Below are 18,696 nucleotides of genomic sequence, written 5' to 3'. Positions count from 1 at the left end.
CGCGTTATACGTTCCCGCTCTTTTTCGCTGCCGGGCGACGACGACCGCTGTTAGCGGCTGGCGCAGACTGACCGGCACTCGCACTTGGACGACGTGCTGGACGGGCTTCACCTTGTGGACGTGCACCACTTCCGCCTTGCGGACGCTGGCCGTTACCCGTGTGTGGGCGAGAAACGTTAGCGCCCTGCCCACGTCCCTGGCTTTGACCGCGACCTTGGCCTTGACCACGACCTTGCTGCTGACGGCCGTTTTGAATCGGCTCAGCTTTGATGCTTGGGTCGACTTCGAAACCTTCCAGCTCAATGCGTGGGATCTCACGCTTCAGCAGACGCTCGATGTCACGCAGCAGTTTGTGTTCATCAACACACACCAGTGACAACGCCGCGCCTGTGGCCGCAGCACGACCCGTACGACCGATACGGTGTACGTAATCCTCAGCGACATTTGGCAGCTCGTAGTTCACTACGTGTGGCAGCTCTTCGATATCCAGACCGCGTGCGGCGATATCGGTAGCAACCAGCACACGAATCCCACCGGACTTAAAGTCTGCTAACGCACGGGTACGCGCGCCCTGGCTTTTGTTGCCGTGGATGGCGGCGGCAGTGATGCCATCTTTGTTCAACTGTTCTGCCAAATGGTTCGCGCCGTGTTTGGTACGGGTGAACACCAGCACTTGTTGCCAGTTGTCGCGACCGATCATCAGCGACAGCAGTTCCCGCTTGCGCTTCTTATCAACGAAATGCACCTGCTGAGAAACCTGCTCAGACGCGGTGTTACGACGCGCCACTTCAACCTGTTCTGGGTTGGTCAGCAGTTTTTCCGCCAGGGTTTTGATCTCATCCGAGAAGGTAGCAGAGAACAGCAGGTTCTGGCGTTTGGCCGGCAGACGCGCCAGCACACGACGGATATCGTGGATGAAGCCCATATCGAGCATGCGGTCCGCTTCGTCCAGCACCAGAATTTCAACCTGTGACAGATCAACCGCATTCTGATGCGCTAAATCGAGCAAACGGCCCGGTGTCGCGACCAACACATCAACACCACCACGCAGTTTCATCATCTGCGGATTAATGCTCACGCCGCCGAAGACCACCAGCGAACGGATGTTGAGGTACTGACTGTATTCACGAACGTTCTCGCCCACCTGCGCCGCCAGTTCACGGGTTGGGGTGAGGATCAGTGCACGTACCGGGCGACGGCCACGCGCAGGTGAAGGATTTGCCGTCAGACGCTGCAGCAGTGGCAGCGTGAAACCGGCGGTCTTACCGGTACCGGTTTGAGCACTCGCCAGCAGGTCACGACCGGCCAGTACTACTGGAATTGCCTGACGCTGAATTGGCGTCGGTTCTTGGTAGCCCTGTTCCGCTACCGCACGCAAAATATCGGCACTTAAGCCGAGAGAGTCAAATGACATGCAGGTGTATTACTCCGAACCGCCCTGTTCGCCGTGAGCGATGTAGTTTTTCAGGGGGTACTATGACGCAAGCCTGAGGCTCACGTGTGAAAAGGGCACAAACTACCATGCGTAAGGGCGAGAGTTTAGCAGGTTTCAGAAGTGACTGCGAATCCCAATAGTCGCTGTTCTGTAACAAAGCGCCACGTGATGAATCGCATCTGCCCTGGTGCTCCAATTTATTGCGCGCAATAAAAAAGGAGCCTGATTCGGCTCCTTTCTCTTCACAACGTCACGCGAGCTTAGCTGCGCTTCTTCTCGATGCGGTGCGTGGGCTCTTTCGCCAACAATGACACCAGCGCGGGTCCTACCAGCATCACCACGCCTAAACAACCAATCAGCAGGTTGTTATGGATGAAGCGGGAGATCAAGAACAGCGTCAGCATTGCCGCGCCGAAGTAGTACGTTGTCGTGACTTCTTCCAGAGAGTCACCCATTCTGCGTAAACGGGCACTACGCTGTAGAGCCAGCATGGCGATAAACACCAGCGCATAAGCTGCTACCAGGGTACTGCTCACTTCAACCAGTGCCTTATGCTTCCAACCCCAAACCAGCGCCGCGATCACCAGCAGGTGCATCGCAATGTGCAGACAAGTTTGACCGGTAACAATCTGAACACGATTAGACCATTTCATTCTTTTCTCCTGGCAGACCCAACAGGTCGCCCAAGTGTATCTGGCTGCGGCCAGACGGATTTCCTCAATGTAAAGCAAATTTCGGATAACGCCCTAATTTTCTGCCCCGCTTACCATCCATTTGTGACAAAGACTACACTTTGTGCTGTTGATGATGAAAAGGAGCGCGTCGCAGTATGCCACAAATCACGCAAGGGTTTTCATTTAAAGTCCTCACGATCAATACCCACAAGGGTTTCACCAGCTTTAACCGCCGTTTTATCCTGCCGGAATTGCGCGATGCTGTTCGGGCGACATCGGCGGATATTGTCTTCCTGCAAGAGGTGATGGGCACTCACGCTATCCATTCGCTGCACATTGAGAACTGGCCGGAAAACTCTCACTACGAGTATCTGGCCGATACCATGTGGCATGATTTCGCCTATGGCCGTAACGCGGTATATCCCGAGGGTCATCACGGGAACGCGATATTGTCACGTTTTCCCATTATTGAATATGAAAACCTCGATATTTCTGTCGCTGGAACCGAAAAGCGCGGCATGTTGCACTGCCAAATAAGCCTCCCCGATCGTGCACAGCCGCTGCACGTGATGTGTGTTCATCTAGGGTTAAAAGCGCAACATCGCGAGGCGCAAATGAAAATGATGAGTGAGCGCATCGATACGCTGCCGCACGATGCTCCGCTAGTGGTGGCCGGCGATTTCAATGACTGGCAGGTGCGTGCTAACCGCTTCCTAAAGCGTAGCGCGGGCCTGGAAGAGGTGTTCAGCATGAAGACCGGCCGCCCGGCACGCACCTTCCCTGCGCGCTTTCCGCTGCTGCGCCTCGACCGAATTTACATCCGCAATGCTACGGTCAGCCATCCGTGGGCATTGCCGGTGAAACCCTGGTCACATTTATCCGATCATGCGCCGTTGGCGGTGGAGATATTTCTATGAATTTTAGCTGGCGTGAAGGTAACCAGCTGCAGCTATTGGAAAATGGCGATCAGTTTTTCCCACGCGTTTCAGCCGCTATTCAACGCGCCGAGCGCACGCTGTTGCTGGAGACGTTTATCCTGTTTGAGGATGAGGTGGGCACGTCACTGCACGCTGATTTGCTGGCTGCGGCTCAGCGTGGCGTCAAGGTTGAAGTGATGGTTGATGGTTATGGCTCACCCGATCTTTCAGACCATTTTGTTAATAGCCTGACCGAAGCCGGCGTGCGCTTTCTCTATTACGATCCGCGCCCGCTGGTGTTAGGCATGCGCACCAATGTGTTCCGGCGCCTGCACCGCAAAATTGTGGTAGTGGACGATGCCCTCGCCTTCGTTGGCGGTATCAACTTCTCTGACGAGCACAACACCACTTATGGTCCGCAAGCGAAACAGGATTACGCGGTTGAAGTGACAGGACCGGTGGTGCTGGATATTGCGCGCTATGTGCAACAAGCCATGGGCAGTGAACAGGTGACCCGCCGCTGGTGGGGAGGTCGTTCGCAGCGCGTGGCAGTCAATGCCATGCCGGGGGATGCGCAGGTGCTGTTTGTCTATCGTGATAATGACCAGCACCGCGACGACATTGAGCAGCATTACCTGGATATGCTGCGTAAAGCAAAGCACGACGTCATCATCGCCAATGCCTATTTCTTTCCAGGTTACCGACTGTTGCGCGAAATGCGCAGCGCAGCACAACGCGGGGTGCGCGTGCGGCTGATTGTGCAAGGCGAACCGGACATGCCGATTGTGAAAGTGGGCGCGGAGATGCTCTACAACTATTTGGTCGATGCCGGCGTGGAAGTGTATGAGTATTGCCGCCGTCCGCTGCACGGCAAGATAGCGGTGCAGGATCAACACTGGTCTACAGTGGGTTCCAGCAACCTCGATCCCCTTAGCCTGTCACTTAACCTTGAAGCCAACCTGATGGTGCACGATCGTGCCTTCAACCACAGGCTGCGCGATAATCTTGAAGCCCTGATCCAGCAGGATTGCGAACGCGTACAAGATGACAAATTACCGCCGCGCACCTGGTGGCATCTGACCAAAAGCGTGATTGTATTTCACTTCCTACGCCATTTTCCTGCGATTGCCGGATGGTTACCCGCGCACACACCGCTACTGAGCCAGGTTGAAGCGCCGGTACAGCCGGAAATGGAGACGCAGGACCGGGTCGAAACAGACAATCAAGGAGCCAAACCCTGATGAGCAAGAGACATTCGCGCTGGCAATGGGTGAAGAAAATCCTGACCTGGCTGTTTTTCATCGCAGTGATTGTGCTGCTGGTGATTTACGCCCGCAAAGTGTACTGGCAAGACGTCTATCAGGTGATCGTCGGTTACAACCGCTATGTGGTGCTCGGCGCGGCAGCGCTGGTGGTGGTGAGTTACCTGACTTATGGCGTCTATGACTTAATTGGCCGAGCGTATTGCGGCCACAAGCTGGCTAAACGCCAGGTGATGCTGGTGTCGTTTATTTGCTACGCCTTTAATCTGACGCTCAGTACGTGGGTTGGCGGCGTAGCGATGCGCTATCGACTCTATTCGCGCCTTGGACTGCCCGGCGGCACCATCACACGGATCTTTTCCATGAGTATCGCCACCAACTGGCTGGGCTATCTTCTGCTGGCCGGCGTGGTGTTTGTGGCGGGGATGGTGCCGATTCCACCGCGCTGGTTTATCGGCGAAAACACCCTGCGCATTATTGGTGCAGTGTTGCTGGTGCTGGTGGCTATTTATTTGTGGGCCTGTACCTTCGCCAAAAAACGCCAATGGACGGTGAAAGGCCAGCATCTGCAGTTGCCGTCGCTGCGCATGGCGTTACTGCAATTTGCTGTTTCAAGCGCGAACTGGTTGGTGATGGGTGCCATTATCTGGCTACTATTGGCCCGGCAGGTGGATTACCCGCAGGTACTGGGCGTGTTATTGATCAGCAGTATCGCGGGGGTGATCATCCATATTCCGGCGGGAATTGGCGTGTTGGAAGCGGTGTTTCTCGCACTCCTGAGCGGAGAGCAGGTGTCGCACGGCACCATTATCGCCGCGCTACTGGCGTATCGTGTGCTGTATTTCATTTTGCCGCTGTTGCTGGCACTGGTGCTGTATTTACTGCTGGAGAGTCGCGCGAAACAGTTGCGGCAAAAAAATGAGCGCAAGATGGCGGCACGTTGATGAGATGAGCCGCTTGTTGCGGTGAATATTCGTATTGAAGAAAAGCGGCGCGATTCGTTGCCCATCGTTCAGCATGACCATCGCTGCAGATGCGCGCGATAAATCGCGCCGCTACAAATGTGCTGTAAACAAATATGCTGTAATTATCGGCGGTTGCCGAAAATACGCAGCAGCATCAGGAACAGGTTGATGAAGTCGAGATACAGCGTCAGCGCACCCATGATGGAGTAACGACGCAGGTTCTCTTTATCATTAACGTTGATGTTCTCACCAATCGATTTCAGCTTCTGGGTGTCATAGGCCGTCAGACCGACAAACACCACCACACCAATATAGGTAATGGCCCACATCAGCGCGGGGCTTTTCAGCCAGAAGTTCACCAGCGAGGCCAGCACAATACCGATCAGCGCCATAAACAGCAGACTACCGAAGCGGCTTAGGTCACGCTTAGTGGTGTAACCGTAGAAGCTCATGGCACCAAACATACCTGCCGTCACAAAGAAGGTGCTGGCAATAGATGAATAGGTGTAGACGAGGAAAATACTCGCCAGCGTCAGCCCGGTTAGCGCTGAATAGAGCATAAACAGGCCGGTTGCGAGCGCACTACTCAGGCGATGCACCATACCTGAAAGCACAAACACCACAGCCAATTGCGCAATGATCAGCCCAAAAAAGGTTATGCGGTTAGCGAACACCAGCTCCATGATGGCAGGCGTACGCGCTGCAAACCAAGAAACAAATGCCGTTAACAGCAAACCACAGGTCATCCAGCCATAGACCTGCGCCATATACGTTTGCAGCCCGGTGGTTGCCTGCTGCACAATTGAATCATTACGTGGATATCGGTCCATGATGCACCTCATTAAGTTAGACAAACGCTCTAAGTGTGGAGTCTACACTTCGCTGCGTCAACGGCGCGTCAAGCACTGTTGATATCGGCCATTCACGCGTTGAGCAAACCACGCGGTGGTCAGGTTGCGGGTGATTTTCGGGCTTTCCAGTTTGATACCCGGCAGCATCTCGCGCGGCAGGCGTTTACCGGCCATTTTACCGGCCAGGATAAACGTCTGCTTCCATAATGTGCTGTTGCTGAAACTTTCGCTATCCCCCTTTTCCAGATCGCGGCGAATTTCCCGGTTACTCATATCCAGTTGCTTGCTCAGGGTGCGCACCGCCAGCTCAGTCGAACCGGCTTGCTCGCTACCGTACATGATTAAGTCACCATCTAGCGCTAATTTGATGCCACTGGCACGCGCCACGGCGGCCTGGAACGCGGCGTTGCGGCTGGCATACCATCCGGCGTTGAAGTCAGCGAAGCGGTACAGCATTTGACTGTAATCTGCCGGATAGCCCAGCAGGTGCAAAGTACCAAAGTAGATACCGCCGCGACGGGTAAACACTTCGCGACGAATCGAACCGTCAATCGAATAGGGATAGCCTTTGGCATGCGCTTCGGCAAATTCAATGCTGACCTGCATTGGGCCGCCAGTATGAATCGGGTTGAGATTGCCAAACAGCTTCTGCCCCATCGGCACCATATCGATAAAGTCATCAAAGATGGCGCTCAACTCTTTCTCGCTGCGCACTTTATCAAGGCGTGCAGCATAGCTTTCACCGGTTGGGGATTTGATCAGTAATGCGGTACGCACTAAAAAGGCGGGAACGTGCACCTTTGCGGCACGGCGATCGATTTCGCCCCACGCGATTTTCGGCAAACCGGGTACCGGGGCATCGGCATTGAAATTGGATTCTTGATCGGCCACCGCGATCACTGCGCACACATTGCTGGCGCTGGGATCGATTTGCTGGACGCGAAACGCCGTGTAAATGTCATTCGCCCACACGCTCTTTTGCGTCACATCACTGGGCAATAGCTGCTGAATTTGGCTTTTGACGTCAGCGGGTTGACGCGCGGGTGCCTGCGGCTCTTTTTTGGTACTACAACCGGCCAGTATCAGCGCGGTGAGCAGCGCTGCGCCTTTCAGCATTCTAATGGTTTTCATCCTGTTCCCTGACATGCCAGCAAAAACCGTACCTTAACGTTTTCAGTGGGCTGCGGCTATCAGAGCGGGAGGATTTTACGCGCTACTTCCAGCGTTCGGCGGCTTGATGGTCACTGTCACGCGCATCGACCCAGCGTTCGCCCTGCTCCGTCGCTTCACGTTTCCAGAAAGGGGCGCGGGTTTTCAGGTAATCCATAATGAATTCCGTCGCTGCAAAGGCGCTGCTGCGGTGTGCGCTGCTGACGCCGACAAACACGATTTCATCGCCAGGAAACAGTTCGCCCACGCGATGGATCACCGTCACCTGTTGCAATGCCCAGCGCTGACGCGCCTCTTCGACAATCTCTGCCAGCGCCTTTTCCGTCATGCCCGGATAATGTTCCAGCGTTAAAGCGGCCACGCTGTCACCCAGATTGTGATTGCGCACTTTGCCGGTGAAGGTGACGACCGCGCCGTCACTGTCATGCTCAGCAAGCTGCCGATATTCTTCACCGACATCGAAAGGGTCAACGCCGACGCGAATGCGAGTGGTCATGCTCATCCTCCGGTGACCGGCGGGAAAAACGCCACTTCATCGCCAGCGCGCAATGGATGACTCATCGGCACCAGTGTTTGATTCACTGCCGCCAACAACTTGCCGGATTCCAGCGCCAGCGCCCAGCGATCGTTCTTCTCAGCCAGTGCCGCACGTAGGGTGGCGACATCCTGGTATTCTGGCGCCAGCTCTAATGCGCTGGTGCCGGTGAGCTCGCGCACTTGCGCAAAAAACAGCACTTTAATCATGCGTCACCGCCTGAAAATCGCCGGATTTACCGCCGCTCTTGGTGAGCAAGCGTAATTGATCGATGACGATGTCTTTCTGCACCGCTTTGCACATGTCGTAAATAGTCAGCGCGGCCACCGACGCGGCAGTCAGCGCTTCCATCTCGACGCCAGTTTTACCGGTCAGACGGCAGCGGGAGGTGACGCGCACGCGGCTGTGTTCGGGCTCTGCGACCAACGTGACTTCCACCTTGCTTAACATCAGCGGATGGCACAGCGGGATCAGCTCCCAGGTGCGTTTCGCGGCCTGAATACCGGCAATGCGTGCCGTAGCGAACACATCGCCTTTGTGATGGCTGCCGTCGATGATCATCTGCAGCGTTTCCGCGCTCATCAGCACCAGCGCTTCGGCCTGGGCTTCGCGAACCGTTTCAGTTTTGCCGGAGACGTCAACCATATGGGCTTCGCCAGCGGCATTGATATGAGTGAGTGATGACATGCTTACAACTTCTTCAAATGAGAGACAAAATTACAGGGACGCGTGCGGGCATCCAGCTGTTCTTCAATGATACGTTCCCAGGCGCTACGGCAAGCATTAGTGGAACCTGGCACGGCGAAAATCAGCGTCTGATTAGCCAGTCCTGCCACTGCGCGTGATTGCAGCGTTGAGCTGCCAATCTCTTCGTAGGAGAACATGCGGAACAGTTCACCAAAGCCGTCAATTTCACGGTCAAACAGCGGCAGTAGCGCTTCTGGCGTACTGTTTTTGCTGTTAAAGCCGGTGCCGCCGTTGATAATGACAACCTGCACATCTTCACTGGCAATCCAGCGCGACACCGTAGCGCGAATGCGATAGCGGTTGTCAGGCACAATCGCACGATCCACCACCTGATGCCCGGCTTCCGCCAGCGCCTCACGCAGATAATCCCCTGAGCTGTCATTGCTGGCATCGCGACTGTCCGAGACGGTCATCACCGCCACATTCAAGGCGACAAATTCGCCGGTAGGTTTACCCATGGCTGTAACTCCTGTGTTTAGCCACCAATGAAGGAGAGATTTTGTGTAATGCCGGTGTTGCCCTGATGCAGAAAGTGCGTCTGCTTTTTCTGGCCGAGACTGTGGGCGATGCGCGCTTGCAGCTCACTTTGTTGCGCATCTGAAGCCAACAGATCGCGCAGCGGCACACCGTTGTCGCCAAACAGGCACAGATGCAGATTGCCGATCGCTGAGACGCGCAGGCGGTTGCAGCTGGCGCAAAAATCTTTTTCGTAAGGCATGATCAGGCCAACTTCACCCTGATAGTCAGGATGGCAGAACACCTGTGCCGGGCCATCACTGCGACCGCGCGGCTGGCGCTGCCAACCCTGCTTAATCAGCTGATCGCGAATGACTTCGCCCGAGATGTGATGACGACGGAACAGATCGCCGCCCTCGCCGGTTTCCATCAATTCGATAAAGCGCAGTTGAATCGGACGCGTGCGAATCCAGTCTAGGAAGGTGCTCAGACTGTGGCTGTTGAGATCGCGCATCAGCACGCTATTGATTTTGACCTTTTCGAAACCGGCATCAAATGCAGCATCGATCCCGGCCATGACTTCGGCGAATTTGTCTTGGCCGGTGATCGCATGGAACTGACGCGCATCGAGGCTATCAACACTGACGTTAATGTTGGTGAGCCCTGCGTCACGCCACGCGCGTACGTCACGTGCCAGACGATAACCGTTAGTGGTAACCGCAATCTGGCGAATGGCGGCATTTTCACGCACCGCAGCGATGATATCGGTGAAATCGCGACGCATAGAGGGTTCGCCGCCGGTCAGGCGCACTTTTTCAGTGCCCGCGGCCGCAAAGGCACGCGTCACGCGGCGGATCTCGTCTAGCGAGAGAAAACTTTTGTTGTGCGTACCGTTCGGCTTGTAACCGTCAGGCAGGCAGTATGTACACCGGAAGTTACACACGTCCGTGACCGACAGGCGCAGATAATAAAAGCTGCGCGCATAGGCATCTGTAAATTGTGGCACCTGAACACCTTTCCAAATACGGGAGATGCAGTCATTTCTTTCTGCACCCTGGCAGCTTACGCTACGGCCAGGCAACCTTATCTTGACGACTTAGGTATGCAAGGCTTGGGAGTTTGTTGCCGATTTCGACAACACGGTTAATACGAATGGTAGCGCGATTTGCCCCTCGCATCCATCAGTGAATTTCGCTATATATACTGATACATAACGTTTTTTCACCGCATTTTCGGTGCAGGATACGTTAAAATGCGCGACAGATATTGATACACATCACTTCAACTGCGCCTCAATGTGCGGTTGTCCGTTAAAAGGAAAAGCATGAATCGTACCTTGGCAGATTTAGATCGCGTGGTGGCGCTGGGCGGCGGACATGGCCTTGGCCGTGTGATGTCGGCACTGGCGCCGCTGGGTTCGCGCCTCACCGGTATCGTTACCACCACCGATAATGGCGGATCCACCGGGCGCATTCGCCGCTCGGAAGGCGGCATTGCCTGGGGCGATATGCGCAATTGCATTAATCAGCTCATCACCGAACCCAGTGTGGCATCGGCGATGTTTGAGTATCGCTTTGCCGGAAACGGAGAGTTAGCCGGACATAATCTTGGCAACCTGATCCTCAAAGCGCTTGATCACCTCAGCGTGCGTCCCTTAGAAGCCATCAACATCATCCGCAATCTGCTCAAAGTCGACGCGTTTTTGATTCCGATGTCAGAACAACCGGTCGATCTGGTGGCGCAGGATGGCGAAGGCAACATGGTGTACGGTGAGACTGCGATTGATGAGATGAAGCAGCCGCCGCAAGAGTTGATGCTTCATCCTAACGTGATCCCCACCAAGGAAGCGCTGGACGCGATTGCCGAAGCCGATTTGATTTTGATCGGTCCCGGCAGTTTTTACACCAGCCTGATGCCGATCCTGTTGATGGAAGAGATGACGCGCGCGCTACGCCGCACACCTGCCACCATGGTATTTATTGGCAATTTGGGCCGAGAGTTAAGCCCCGCCGCTGCCAGTTTAACGGTGGCAGATAAGCTGGCCATGATGGAAAAAGCGATTGGTAAGCGGGTGATCGATGCCGTAGTGGTTAGCCCGTCCGCAGACATTCGTGATGTGGAAGGCCGCCTGATTGTGCGCGAACCGCTGGAAGCGGCTGATATCAAATATCGCCACGATCGCCAGCTGCTGCGCATTGCGCTGGAACAGGCGATTCAGGCATTTTAAGCTCGCAAAGGCAGTGCGCATAAATGTGTACCCGACGAAAACCGCACCGAACCCTGTAGGGTCGCCATTAATGGCGACCAAAACCATCGCTCCTCTATCAGGAGGCGGCAATAAACAGCTCGCGCAGTTGATGCAACTGGTCGCGCACATTGGCGGCTTCTTCAAACTCCAGATTCTGCGCATGCTGCTGCATCTGGGTTTCCAGCTCGCGAATCTTCTTCTGCATCGCCTGCGGGGTCAGCGACAGATAGTTAGCCTCTTCTTCCGCCGCTATACGTGAAGCCGTTTTACCTTTACCACGCGTTTTCACCACGTTTTTGCCCAACTCAAGAATATCGGTGATTTTCTTGTTGAGCCCTTGTGGCACGATGCCATTCTCTTCGTTATGGCGCTGCTGCTTCTCACGTCGGCGTTCGGTTTCACCCATCGCACGCTCCATGGAGGGCGTGATCTTATCGGCGTAAAGGATCGCTCTACCGTTGATGTTACGCGCCGCACGGCCAATGGTCTGAATCAGCGAGCGTTCGGAGCGAAGGAAGCCCTCTTTATCAGCATCCAGAATCGCCACCAGCGACACTTCTGGCATATCCAGGCCTTCACGCAGTAAGTTGATACCGACCAGCACATCGAATTCACCCAAGCGCAAATCACGAATGATCTCCATACGCTCTACGGTATCGATATCGGAGTGCAGATAGCGCACCTTCTCGCCGTGCTCCACCAGATACTCCGTGAGATCTTCCGCCATGCGTTTGGTCAGTGTCGTGACCAGCACACGTTCGTTGACCTCCACGCGTTTACGGATCTCCGACAGCAGATCATCGACTTGGGTAGCGACAGGACGCACTTCCAGAATCGGATCCAACAATCCAGTCGGACGCACCACCTGATCGATCACGTCGTCGCCGGATTTCTCCAGCTCATATTTGCCCGGCGTTGCTGAAACATAAATGGTCTGCGGTGCCAACGCTTCAAATTCTTCAAAGCGCATTGGGCGATTATCCAACGCTGACGGCAGACGGAAGCCGTACTCAACCAATGTCTCCTTACGCGCGCGGTCACCGCGATACATGCCACCAATCTGTGGAATGGTAACGTGTGATTCATCAACCACCAGCAGACCATCCGCAGGGAGATAATCAAACAAGGTAGGAGGTGGCTCGCCAGGCCCGCGCCCTGAAAGGTAGCGCGAGTAGTTTTCGATACCCGAGCAGTAACCCAGCTCATTCATCATTTCCAGGTCAAACTGGGTACGCTGGCTAATACGCTGCTCTTCCAACAGCTTATTATTTTCCAGCAGCACCTTTTTGCGCACCACCAGCTCATCTTTAATCTCTTCCATCGCTTGCAGGATGCGCTCGCGCGGCGTGACATAGTGTGTTTTGGGATAGATGGTGAAGCGTGGGATCACCGACTCGACTTGGCCGGTCAGCGGATCAAACAGCGATAAGCGCTCCACTTCCTCATCGAACAGCTCAACGCGCAATCCAATGTCGTCGGATTCCGCCGGGAAGATGTCGATCACCTCACCGCGTACGCGGAAGGTGCCGCGCTGGAAAACTTGATCATTACGCGTGTATTGCAGTTCAGCCAGACGGCGCAGAATGCTGCGCTGATCGATAATCATGCCGCGCGTTAAGTGCAGCATCATTTTCAGATAAAGATCAGGATCGCCCAAACCGTAGATGGCGGAAACCGACGCCACGACGATCACATCGCGGCGCTCTAACATCGCCTTGGTGGCTGACAGGCGCATCTGCTCAATGTGTTCGTTGACCGCCGCATCCTTCTCGATAAAGGTGTCGGAGCTGGGAACATAAGCTTCAGGCTGATAGTAGTCGTAGTAAGAGACAAAAAACTCTACCGCGTTATCCGGAAAGAACTCTTTCATCTCGCCATACAACTGGGCAGCCAGCGTCTTGTTGGGTGCCATCACCATGGTCGGTCGGTTAAGATCGGCAATCACATTGGCAATGGTAAAGGTTTTTCCCGAACCGGTGACCCCTAACAAGGTTTGATGCGCCAGCCCATCGACCAGCCCCTCCTCAAGACGACGAATCGCCTCAGGTTGGTCACCTGAAGGTTTGAAATCAGAGTTGAGTTTAAAGGCTTTACTCATGGTTTTGCGGTTCCTGCGGAAGAAGTCGACGGGCAGGCTGCTAATTCTACTCTGCTATAGCGAATTTGCCAGAAAAAAATACTGGATATATTTACAGATATCTTGCACGATGGCGGTGAAAGTCACTGTTTCGCTTCAGTGCAATTTAAGCGGCAAAAGACGAAATGCTGTTGCGCAAGGTTATCCCCAGAGCCAAGATGCTTTTAACATTTGTCAAGAGACCGTCATTAAATTGCAGTCCGATGACAAGACAGAAAAATCTCAGGCTTGCTTTTAATTAACATACTGAATTTGTTGATAATGATGTTAAAGTCCAGTTTCTCAGCATAATGTATGCAAGCCGCGTATTTCCTCGCTTCCCCCCGGTTTTAAGTCGCTAATGCACAGGGTTATCCACAGGAATAGTGGATAACTGGATCCAGCCCCGAGTCCATCAGCTGTGTATAATTTTCCCCGAGCATGTCCAAGCGTGCGAAATATTTTTTTTGCGATTATTTTCCCCCCACCTCAATCAGCGTTAACTATTCTTTTTACAGCTTAAGCAAGCACTCTTTTTGTAAAAACTGCATGTTAAGACCATTTATTTCTTCAGTCATTGCCTTACGAAGGATCAGATGCACCAGAAACGTTAAGCGATCAGCACCGTCAAAGTGCAAGCCGTTTATTTCTGGATGGAATTATTAAGCATTACTCATCTTTTATCGGCGTCTTACCGCGATTCTGCCTAAGTTCCCCCTGTAGCCCTAACCTGGCCTGGGAATTGCAGGAGTATCACCATGGGGTGACGAGTCCATCGGGTCTGCTGCGCAGACCTGAAACAGCAGTGTCCACTATCAATCGTGCACGACTGTATGCCATACGACACAGAGCGGGAGCATTCAGGCAAATAATCTGGAAGGAGTATGTCAGATGCTGAGTTTACGTTCGGTGAATCAGTTTTACGGTCATAACCATATCCTGTGGGATGTGGATCTCGATCTGCCGCCCGGCACTTGTACCGGTGTGCTCGGCAGTCCCGGTATGGGCAAAACCACTTTAGTGAACTGCATTATGGGCCGTTTGCCCATAAATAGCGGCTCAATGACCTGGCAGGAGGATGGCTCGCCGCCTGAGGATTTACTGCTGCAACCGGCCGAGCAGCGTGCGCGTATGGGTATTGGCTATGTGCCACAAGGTCGCCATATTTTCTCGCAAATGAGCGTGGAGGATAACCTTCTGATTGCTTTGATGGCGGCGCAAGACGGCCGCAGTCGCGCCATACCTGAGATGGTGTTCGATCTGTTTCCAGCGCTCTATTCATTACGTCATCAACGCAGCGGCGAATTACCGATGGATCAGCAGCAGCATTTGGCACTCGCGCGTGCGCTGGTTTTACAGCCGAAATTGTTGATTTTGGATGAGCCAACGGAAGGCATGTCGCCTTGGTTAGAAGAGGAGATGGGGAACCTGATTCGTCGTCTCAACCGCGACTACGGCTTGACGGTGCTGCTGCTGGAACAGCACGTGTCGTTTATTCGCCGCGTGGCGGATTATTTCCTGCTGCTGCACCGCGGGCGCAATGTGGCCCAAGGCCGCGTCGCGCAATTGGACGATATCACGGTAAGCAAGTGGTTAACGGCAACTTAGCGAGCAGGCATTTTGCGGTCGCCATAAATGGCAACCCTACGATGATCGTGCGCGGTTTTCGTAGGGTGCGCATTTACGCGTACCTGAAAATAACAAGGCTATTGAGGTAGGGTCAAATAGCGGCCGCATTCGGCCTGCTGCGCGTCATTATCGAGATAGGGAATCTCACCAAGGAACGGCGCGTCAATGCGCTGACGCAGCGAAGCCATATACTCGGCATGCCGTTTGCCTGGCGGCTGAATATCGTTAGCAATCCATCCTGCCAGACGCAACCCGCGCGCTTTCACCGCTGCTGCCGTTAACATCGCGTGATTGATACAGCCCAGCTTCACACCCACGACCAGAATCACCGGCAGTTGCTCAGCTTCAACCCAATCAGCGTAAGTCTGGGTCTCTGACAGGGGCGTAAACCAGCCGCCCGCGCCTTCTACCAATACCCATTCGGCCTGCTGCTCCAGCGCACGTAATCCCGCGGATAAGGTGGCGAACTCAATCGGTCTGCCCTCTTCTGCGCTGATGATATGTGGTGACGTTGGCTCAACAAACGCCAGCGGATTTACCTGCTCATAGCTCAGTTCAAGGCTGCTGTAGCGCTGCAAGGCCAGCGCATCGCTGTTGCGGATGCCTGCGGGAGTGATGTCACATCCCGATGCCACCGGCTTATAGCCTGCGGTACGCAAACCCGCGGCGCTTGCCGCCTGCAGCAATGCGCCGCTGGCAACGGTTTTGCCAACTTCAGTATCCGTTCCAGTAATAAACCAGCGTGTCATTTGCTTAAAACTCCATACATCAGGTGGTAACTCAATTGATAACCGTGCTCATCCTGCGGCCAGTGTTGCTCAAGCTGTGCCAGCTGTTTACGCGTCAGGACACTCGCGCCACGTCCACTGTGCAGATGCGTGGCGCCAATGCCTTTCAGCGAGCGCATGGCGCTCAATGCACTGGAAAAATGCAGCGTGATCATCTGCTGCTCGCTGCGCAAGGCCAAACCAGCCGCGGCTGATGTCACCTGTGCTGCGCTGAGAAAACGATTGGCATGCTGACGACTATCCAACTGCGACCACGCCTGATGCACCTCGTGCAGCGAGCCATTGAGCAGGGTCGAAAACAATACCGTGCCACCAGGCCGCGTCACACGCAGGAACTGCTGCAAGGCGAGGCGTAAATCGCTGCTCCATTGCACCGCCAGGTTGCTCCAGACGCCGTCTACGCTGTTATCTGCCAGCGGCAGGTCATCGATATCGCCTTGTAAATAGTGATGCGCGGAGTGCTGCTCTCGCGCGGCTGCCAGCATGCTGTCAGAGAGATCGAGTGCGGTGAGTGTGCGGCCACGATCGCGCCAGCAACGGCTGTACCAGCCCGTCCCGCAGCCGGCATCCAGCAGATGAGGGCCAAATCCTGCGGGTGCCAGCGCCAGCAACGCATCACCGCTTTGGCGTTGCAGCTCCGCATGCTGTTCATAATGCTGCGCGGCACGGCCAAACGCCTGCGCCACCGCCTGCTTATTAACCTGCAGCGTCATACAGCGCCTCCAGCAGACGATCAATATCATCGGTGTGATGTGCAGCGGTGAGGGTAATGCGCAGCCGCGCCGTACCCGGTGGAACCGTTGGCGGCCGGATTGCACTGACCCAGCAGCCCGCCTGAGCCAGACGCTGCGATAATGCCAGTGCTGCCCTGTTTTCGCCGACAATCAGCGGCTGAATCGCACTGGTCGATGGCATCAGCTGCCACGGCAGATTGGCGGCTCCCGCGCGGAAACGTGCGATATGGCTGTGAAGCCGCTCGCGGAGTTCATCGCCCTGCTGAATCTGCTGCAACGAGGCCAGCAACGCACAGCACTGGGCGGGCGGCATGGCGGTGGAATAGATCAGATGGCGAGAAAACTGTTCAACGTAATCAGCCGTGGCGTCATTGCACAACAACGCCGCACCGCTGACGCCAAACCCTTTGCCAAAGGTGACAATCAACAATTCTGGCTTCACGCCCTGCTGCCAGCAACTGCCGCGTCCTTGCTCACCGCACACGCCAATGCCATGTGCATCATCCACCAGCAGCCAACCGTTGGCGCGTCGTGTCTCCTCAGCAAGGGCGGCGAGCGGTGCGCTGTCGCCATCCATACTGAATACCCCTTCCGTCACTACCAACGTGCCGCCGTCTGTCGGTGTCGCCAATAATTTCGCCAGACTAGCGGGTTGGTTGTGAGCAAAGCGGCGTAACGTCGCTGGGCTGTGACTGGCGGCATCCAGTAAAGAGGCATGCGCCAGTTTATCCGCGAGGATACGATCCTGCTTCTCCGCCAGCAGGTGGATCACCGCCTGATTGGCGGCAAAACCAGAAATAAACAGCAGCGCACGTTTGTAGCCTAACCAGTCAGCTAACTGCTCTTCCAACTGGGCATGATGGCGGCTGTAACCAGTGACGTGACCAGAGGCCCCCGCACCGGCACCCGCCTCGGCGGCGCCCTGCTGCCAGGCCGCAATCACCGTCGGATGCTGGCTCAACCCGAGATAATCATTGCTGGAGAAGTGACAATAGCGTTGCCCCTCCAACGTAATTTCTCGCACGCTGTTGTGTTCAACACGGCGACGCAGACGCCAGCCATCGGCATCGCGCCGTGCGGCCAGCGCCTGTTCGATACGTTGCGACCAGCCCATCACACCGCCGCGTTGTAGAACTGTTCAGTGTCCGCGTGCACCAGCTGTTCGCTAAGCTGATACTGCTGCTCATTATCACCGGCGGTCGTGGCGGTATGTTCTGGATTAAGGCCAAGTTTGCGGAACAGGATTAAATCTTTATCTTCTTCTGGGTTCGGCGTGGTGAGGAGCTTGCAGCCGTAGAAGATCGAGTTGGCACCCGCCATAAAGCACATCGCCTGCGTCTGCTCACTCATCTGCTCACGACCCGCAGAAAGGCGCACGTGTGACGATGGCATCATGATGCGTGCCACCGCGATGGTACGGATAAAATCAAACGGCTCAACGTCATCGTTATCCGCTAGCGGCGTGCCTTTGACCTTGACCAGCATGTTGATTGGCACACTCTCCGGCGGCGTAGGCAGATTCGCCAGCTGCACCAGCAATCCGGCGCGATCTTTCACGGTTTCGCCCAATCCCACGATGCCGCCTGAACACACTTTAATGCCCGCACCGCGCACTTTATCCAGCGTATCCAATCGTTCCTGATAGCTGCGGGTGGTGATGATGCTGCCGTAGAATTCTGGCGAGGTATCAAGGTTATGGTTGTAGAAATCCAGCCCGGCGCTGGCCAGACGCGCTGCTTGCGTATTGTCCAGCGTGCCCAATGTCATGCAGGTTTCCATGCCCATGGCTTTGACGCCCTGCACCATCTGCTCCAGATACGGCATGTCGCGCTCATGCGGGTTTTTCCACGCTGCGCCCATACAAAAACGGCTCGATCCGGCCGCTTTCGCTTTACGCGCCGATTCCATTACTGCATCCACTTCCATCAGACGCTCGGACTCCAGCCCGGTTTTGTAACGTGCACTCTGCGGACAGTATTTGCAGTCTTCCGGACAGGCACCGGTTTTGATCGACAGCAGCGTACTGACCTGCACCTGACGCGGGTCAAAATGCTGACGGTGAACTTGCTGTGCTTCGAACATCAGCTCAAGAAAAGGTTTATCGAACAGTGCCTGAGCTTGTGTCAGTGTCCAGCGGTTTGCCATTGCTTACTCCAGAAAAAGGGTTCA

At 55.0% G+C, this 18,696-nt stretch carries 19 protein-coding genes and 1 riboswitch; of the genes, 5 read left to right on the top strand and 14 right to left on the bottom strand.

Going from position 1 to position 18,696, the window contains the following annotated elements; all coding sequences use genetic code 11:
* Positions 1-4: 4 nt before the first annotated feature.
* Together rhlE and HA51_RS18220 are read right to left on the bottom strand one after the other, a co-directional pair.
* The gene (gene rhlE, locus HA51_RS18225; protein ID WP_084936008.1) at positions 5-1,414 is read right to left on the bottom strand and encodes an ATP-dependent RNA helicase RhlE; all 1,410 of its coding nucleotides are present in this window, start codon (positions 1,412-1,414) and stop codon (positions 5-7) included.
* A gap of 281 nt (positions 1,415-1,695) precedes the next feature.
* Positions 1,696-2,088 carry a YbhQ family protein gene (locus HA51_RS18220; RefSeq protein ID WP_084936007.1) on the bottom strand — a complete coding sequence of 131 codons (393 nt, stop codon included), beginning with the start codon at positions 2,086-2,088 and terminating at the stop codon, positions 1,696-1,698.
* A gap of 176 nt (positions 2,089-2,264) precedes the next feature.
* On the opposite strand from HA51_RS18220, the gene HA51_RS18215 reads away from it, so the two are divergent.
* From HA51_RS18215 to HA51_RS18205, 3 genes are read left to right on the top strand one after another with little or no spacing between them, the layout of a single operon-like run.
* Positions 2,265-3,026, top strand: coding sequence for an endonuclease/exonuclease/phosphatase family protein (locus tag HA51_RS18215; protein ID WP_084936006.1), 762 nt, complete (start codon positions 2,265-2,267; stop codon positions 3,024-3,026).
* Entirely contained in the window at positions 3,023-4,267 is a 1,245-nt protein-coding gene (gene clsB, locus HA51_RS18210; protein ID WP_084936005.1) for a cardiolipin synthase ClsB, read from the top strand. Before HA51_RS18215 ends, clsB begins: the two co-directional genes overlap by 4 nt.
* A complete protein-coding gene (locus tag HA51_RS18205) occupies positions 4,267-5,232 on the top strand; it encodes a lysylphosphatidylglycerol synthase domain-containing protein (protein WP_084936004.1) in 966 nt (321 codons plus the stop codon). Before clsB ends, HA51_RS18205 begins: the two co-directional genes overlap by 1 nt.
* 143 nt (positions 5,233-5,375) lie before the next feature.
* On the opposite strand, the gene HA51_RS18200 is transcribed toward HA51_RS18205, so the two are convergent.
* From HA51_RS18200 to moaA, 7 genes are all read right to left on the bottom strand, one after another.
* The gene (locus HA51_RS18200; RefSeq protein WP_084936003.1) at positions 5,376-6,083 is read right to left on the bottom strand and encodes a Bax inhibitor-1/YccA family protein; all 708 of its coding nucleotides are present in this window, start codon (positions 6,081-6,083) and stop codon (positions 5,376-5,378) included.
* A gap of 57 nt (positions 6,084-6,140) precedes the next feature.
* Positions 6,141-7,235, bottom strand: a complete 1,095-nt coding sequence (locus HA51_RS18195) for a DUF1615 domain-containing protein (RefSeq protein WP_084936002.1) — start codon at positions 7,233-7,235, stop codon at positions 6,141-6,143.
* Positions 7,236-7,317: 82 nt separating this feature from the next.
* Entirely contained in the window at positions 7,318-7,770 is a 453-nt protein-coding gene (gene moaE, locus HA51_RS18190; protein WP_084936001.1) for a molybdopterin synthase catalytic subunit MoaE, read from the bottom strand.
* Positions 7,771-7,772: 2 nt separating this feature from the next.
* Positions 7,773-8,018, bottom strand: coding sequence for a molybdopterin synthase sulfur carrier subunit (gene moaD / locus HA51_RS18185; RefSeq protein ID WP_084936000.1), 246 nt, complete (start codon positions 8,016-8,018; stop codon positions 7,773-7,775).
* Complete coding sequence (gene moaC, locus HA51_RS18180; RefSeq protein ID WP_084935999.1) at positions 8,011-8,496, bottom strand: cyclic pyranopterin monophosphate synthase MoaC; 486 nt, start codon at positions 8,494-8,496, stop codon at positions 8,011-8,013. Before moaC ends, moaD begins: the two co-directional genes overlap by 8 nt.
* Positions 8,497-8,498: 2 nt before the next feature.
* Positions 8,499-9,014, bottom strand: coding sequence for a molybdenum cofactor biosynthesis protein B (gene moaB, locus HA51_RS18175; RefSeq protein WP_084935998.1), 516 nt, complete (start codon positions 9,012-9,014; stop codon positions 8,499-8,501).
* 17 nt (positions 9,015-9,031) lie between these two features.
* The gene (moaA, locus tag HA51_RS18170) at positions 9,032-10,018 is read right to left on the bottom strand and encodes a GTP 3',8-cyclase MoaA (protein ID WP_084935997.1); all 987 of its coding nucleotides are present in this window, start codon (positions 10,016-10,018) and stop codon (positions 9,032-9,034) included.
* Positions 10,008-10,141, bottom strand: a riboswitch (molybdenum cofactor riboswitch). It overlaps the preceding gene by 11 nt.
* A 195-nt stretch (positions 10,142-10,336) precedes the next feature.
* Here moaA and HA51_RS18165 point away from each other — a divergent pair.
* On the top strand, positions 10,337-11,239 hold the full coding sequence (locus HA51_RS18165) for a gluconeogenesis factor YvcK family protein (protein ID WP_084935996.1): 903 nt from the start codon (positions 10,337-10,339) through the stop codon (positions 11,237-11,239).
* A gap of 97 nt (positions 11,240-11,336) precedes the next feature.
* On the opposite strand, the gene uvrB is transcribed toward HA51_RS18165, so the two are convergent.
* Positions 11,337-13,358 (bottom strand): excinuclease ABC subunit UvrB, encoded by a 2,022-nt coding sequence (gene uvrB, locus HA51_RS18160; protein ID WP_084935995.1) that lies wholly within the window; start codon positions 13,356-13,358, stop codon positions 11,337-11,339.
* Positions 13,359-14,267: 909 nt separating this feature from the next.
* Between uvrB and HA51_RS18150 the strand changes: the two genes are divergently transcribed.
* A complete protein-coding gene (locus tag HA51_RS18150; RefSeq protein WP_084935993.1) occupies positions 14,268-14,984 on the top strand; it encodes an ABC transporter ATP-binding protein in 717 nt (238 codons plus the stop codon).
* Between the two features lie 98 nt (positions 14,985-15,082).
* Here HA51_RS18150 and bioD read toward each other — a convergent pair whose 3' ends face one another.
* Genes bioD through bioB form a run of 4 tightly spaced genes read right to left on the bottom strand, consistent with a single transcriptional unit; the run spans position 15,083 to position 18,672 of the window.
* Complete coding sequence (gene bioD, locus HA51_RS18145) at positions 15,083-15,754, bottom strand: dethiobiotin synthase (protein WP_084935992.1); 672 nt, start codon at positions 15,752-15,754, stop codon at positions 15,083-15,085.
* Positions 15,751-16,506 (bottom strand): malonyl-ACP O-methyltransferase BioC, encoded by a 756-nt coding sequence (gene bioC / locus HA51_RS18140; protein WP_084935991.1) that lies wholly within the window; start codon positions 16,504-16,506, stop codon positions 15,751-15,753. Before bioC ends, bioD begins: the two co-directional genes overlap by 4 nt.
* Positions 16,490-17,641: an 8-amino-7-oxononanoate synthase gene (gene bioF / locus HA51_RS18135; protein WP_084935990.1), complete on the bottom strand. Its 1,152-nt coding sequence runs from the start codon at positions 17,639-17,641 to the stop codon at positions 16,490-16,492. The genes bioC and bioF overlap by 17 nt, the downstream gene beginning before the upstream one ends.
* Positions 17,641-18,672 carry a biotin synthase BioB gene (gene bioB, locus HA51_RS18130; RefSeq protein ID WP_084935989.1) on the bottom strand — a complete coding sequence of 344 codons (1,032 nt, stop codon included), beginning with the start codon at positions 18,670-18,672 and terminating at the stop codon, positions 17,641-17,643. The genes bioF and bioB overlap by 1 nt, the downstream gene beginning before the upstream one ends.
* Positions 18,673-18,696: the final 24 nt, after the last annotated feature.

This window comes from Pantoea rwandensis, assembly GCF_002095475.1.
Lineage (GTDB): Bacteria > Pseudomonadota > Gammaproteobacteria > Enterobacterales > Enterobacteriaceae > Pantoea > Pantoea rwandensis.
The sequence above is the reverse complement of the archived record's forward strand: the minus strand, read 5'-3'. Positions and strand labels throughout refer to the sequence as shown.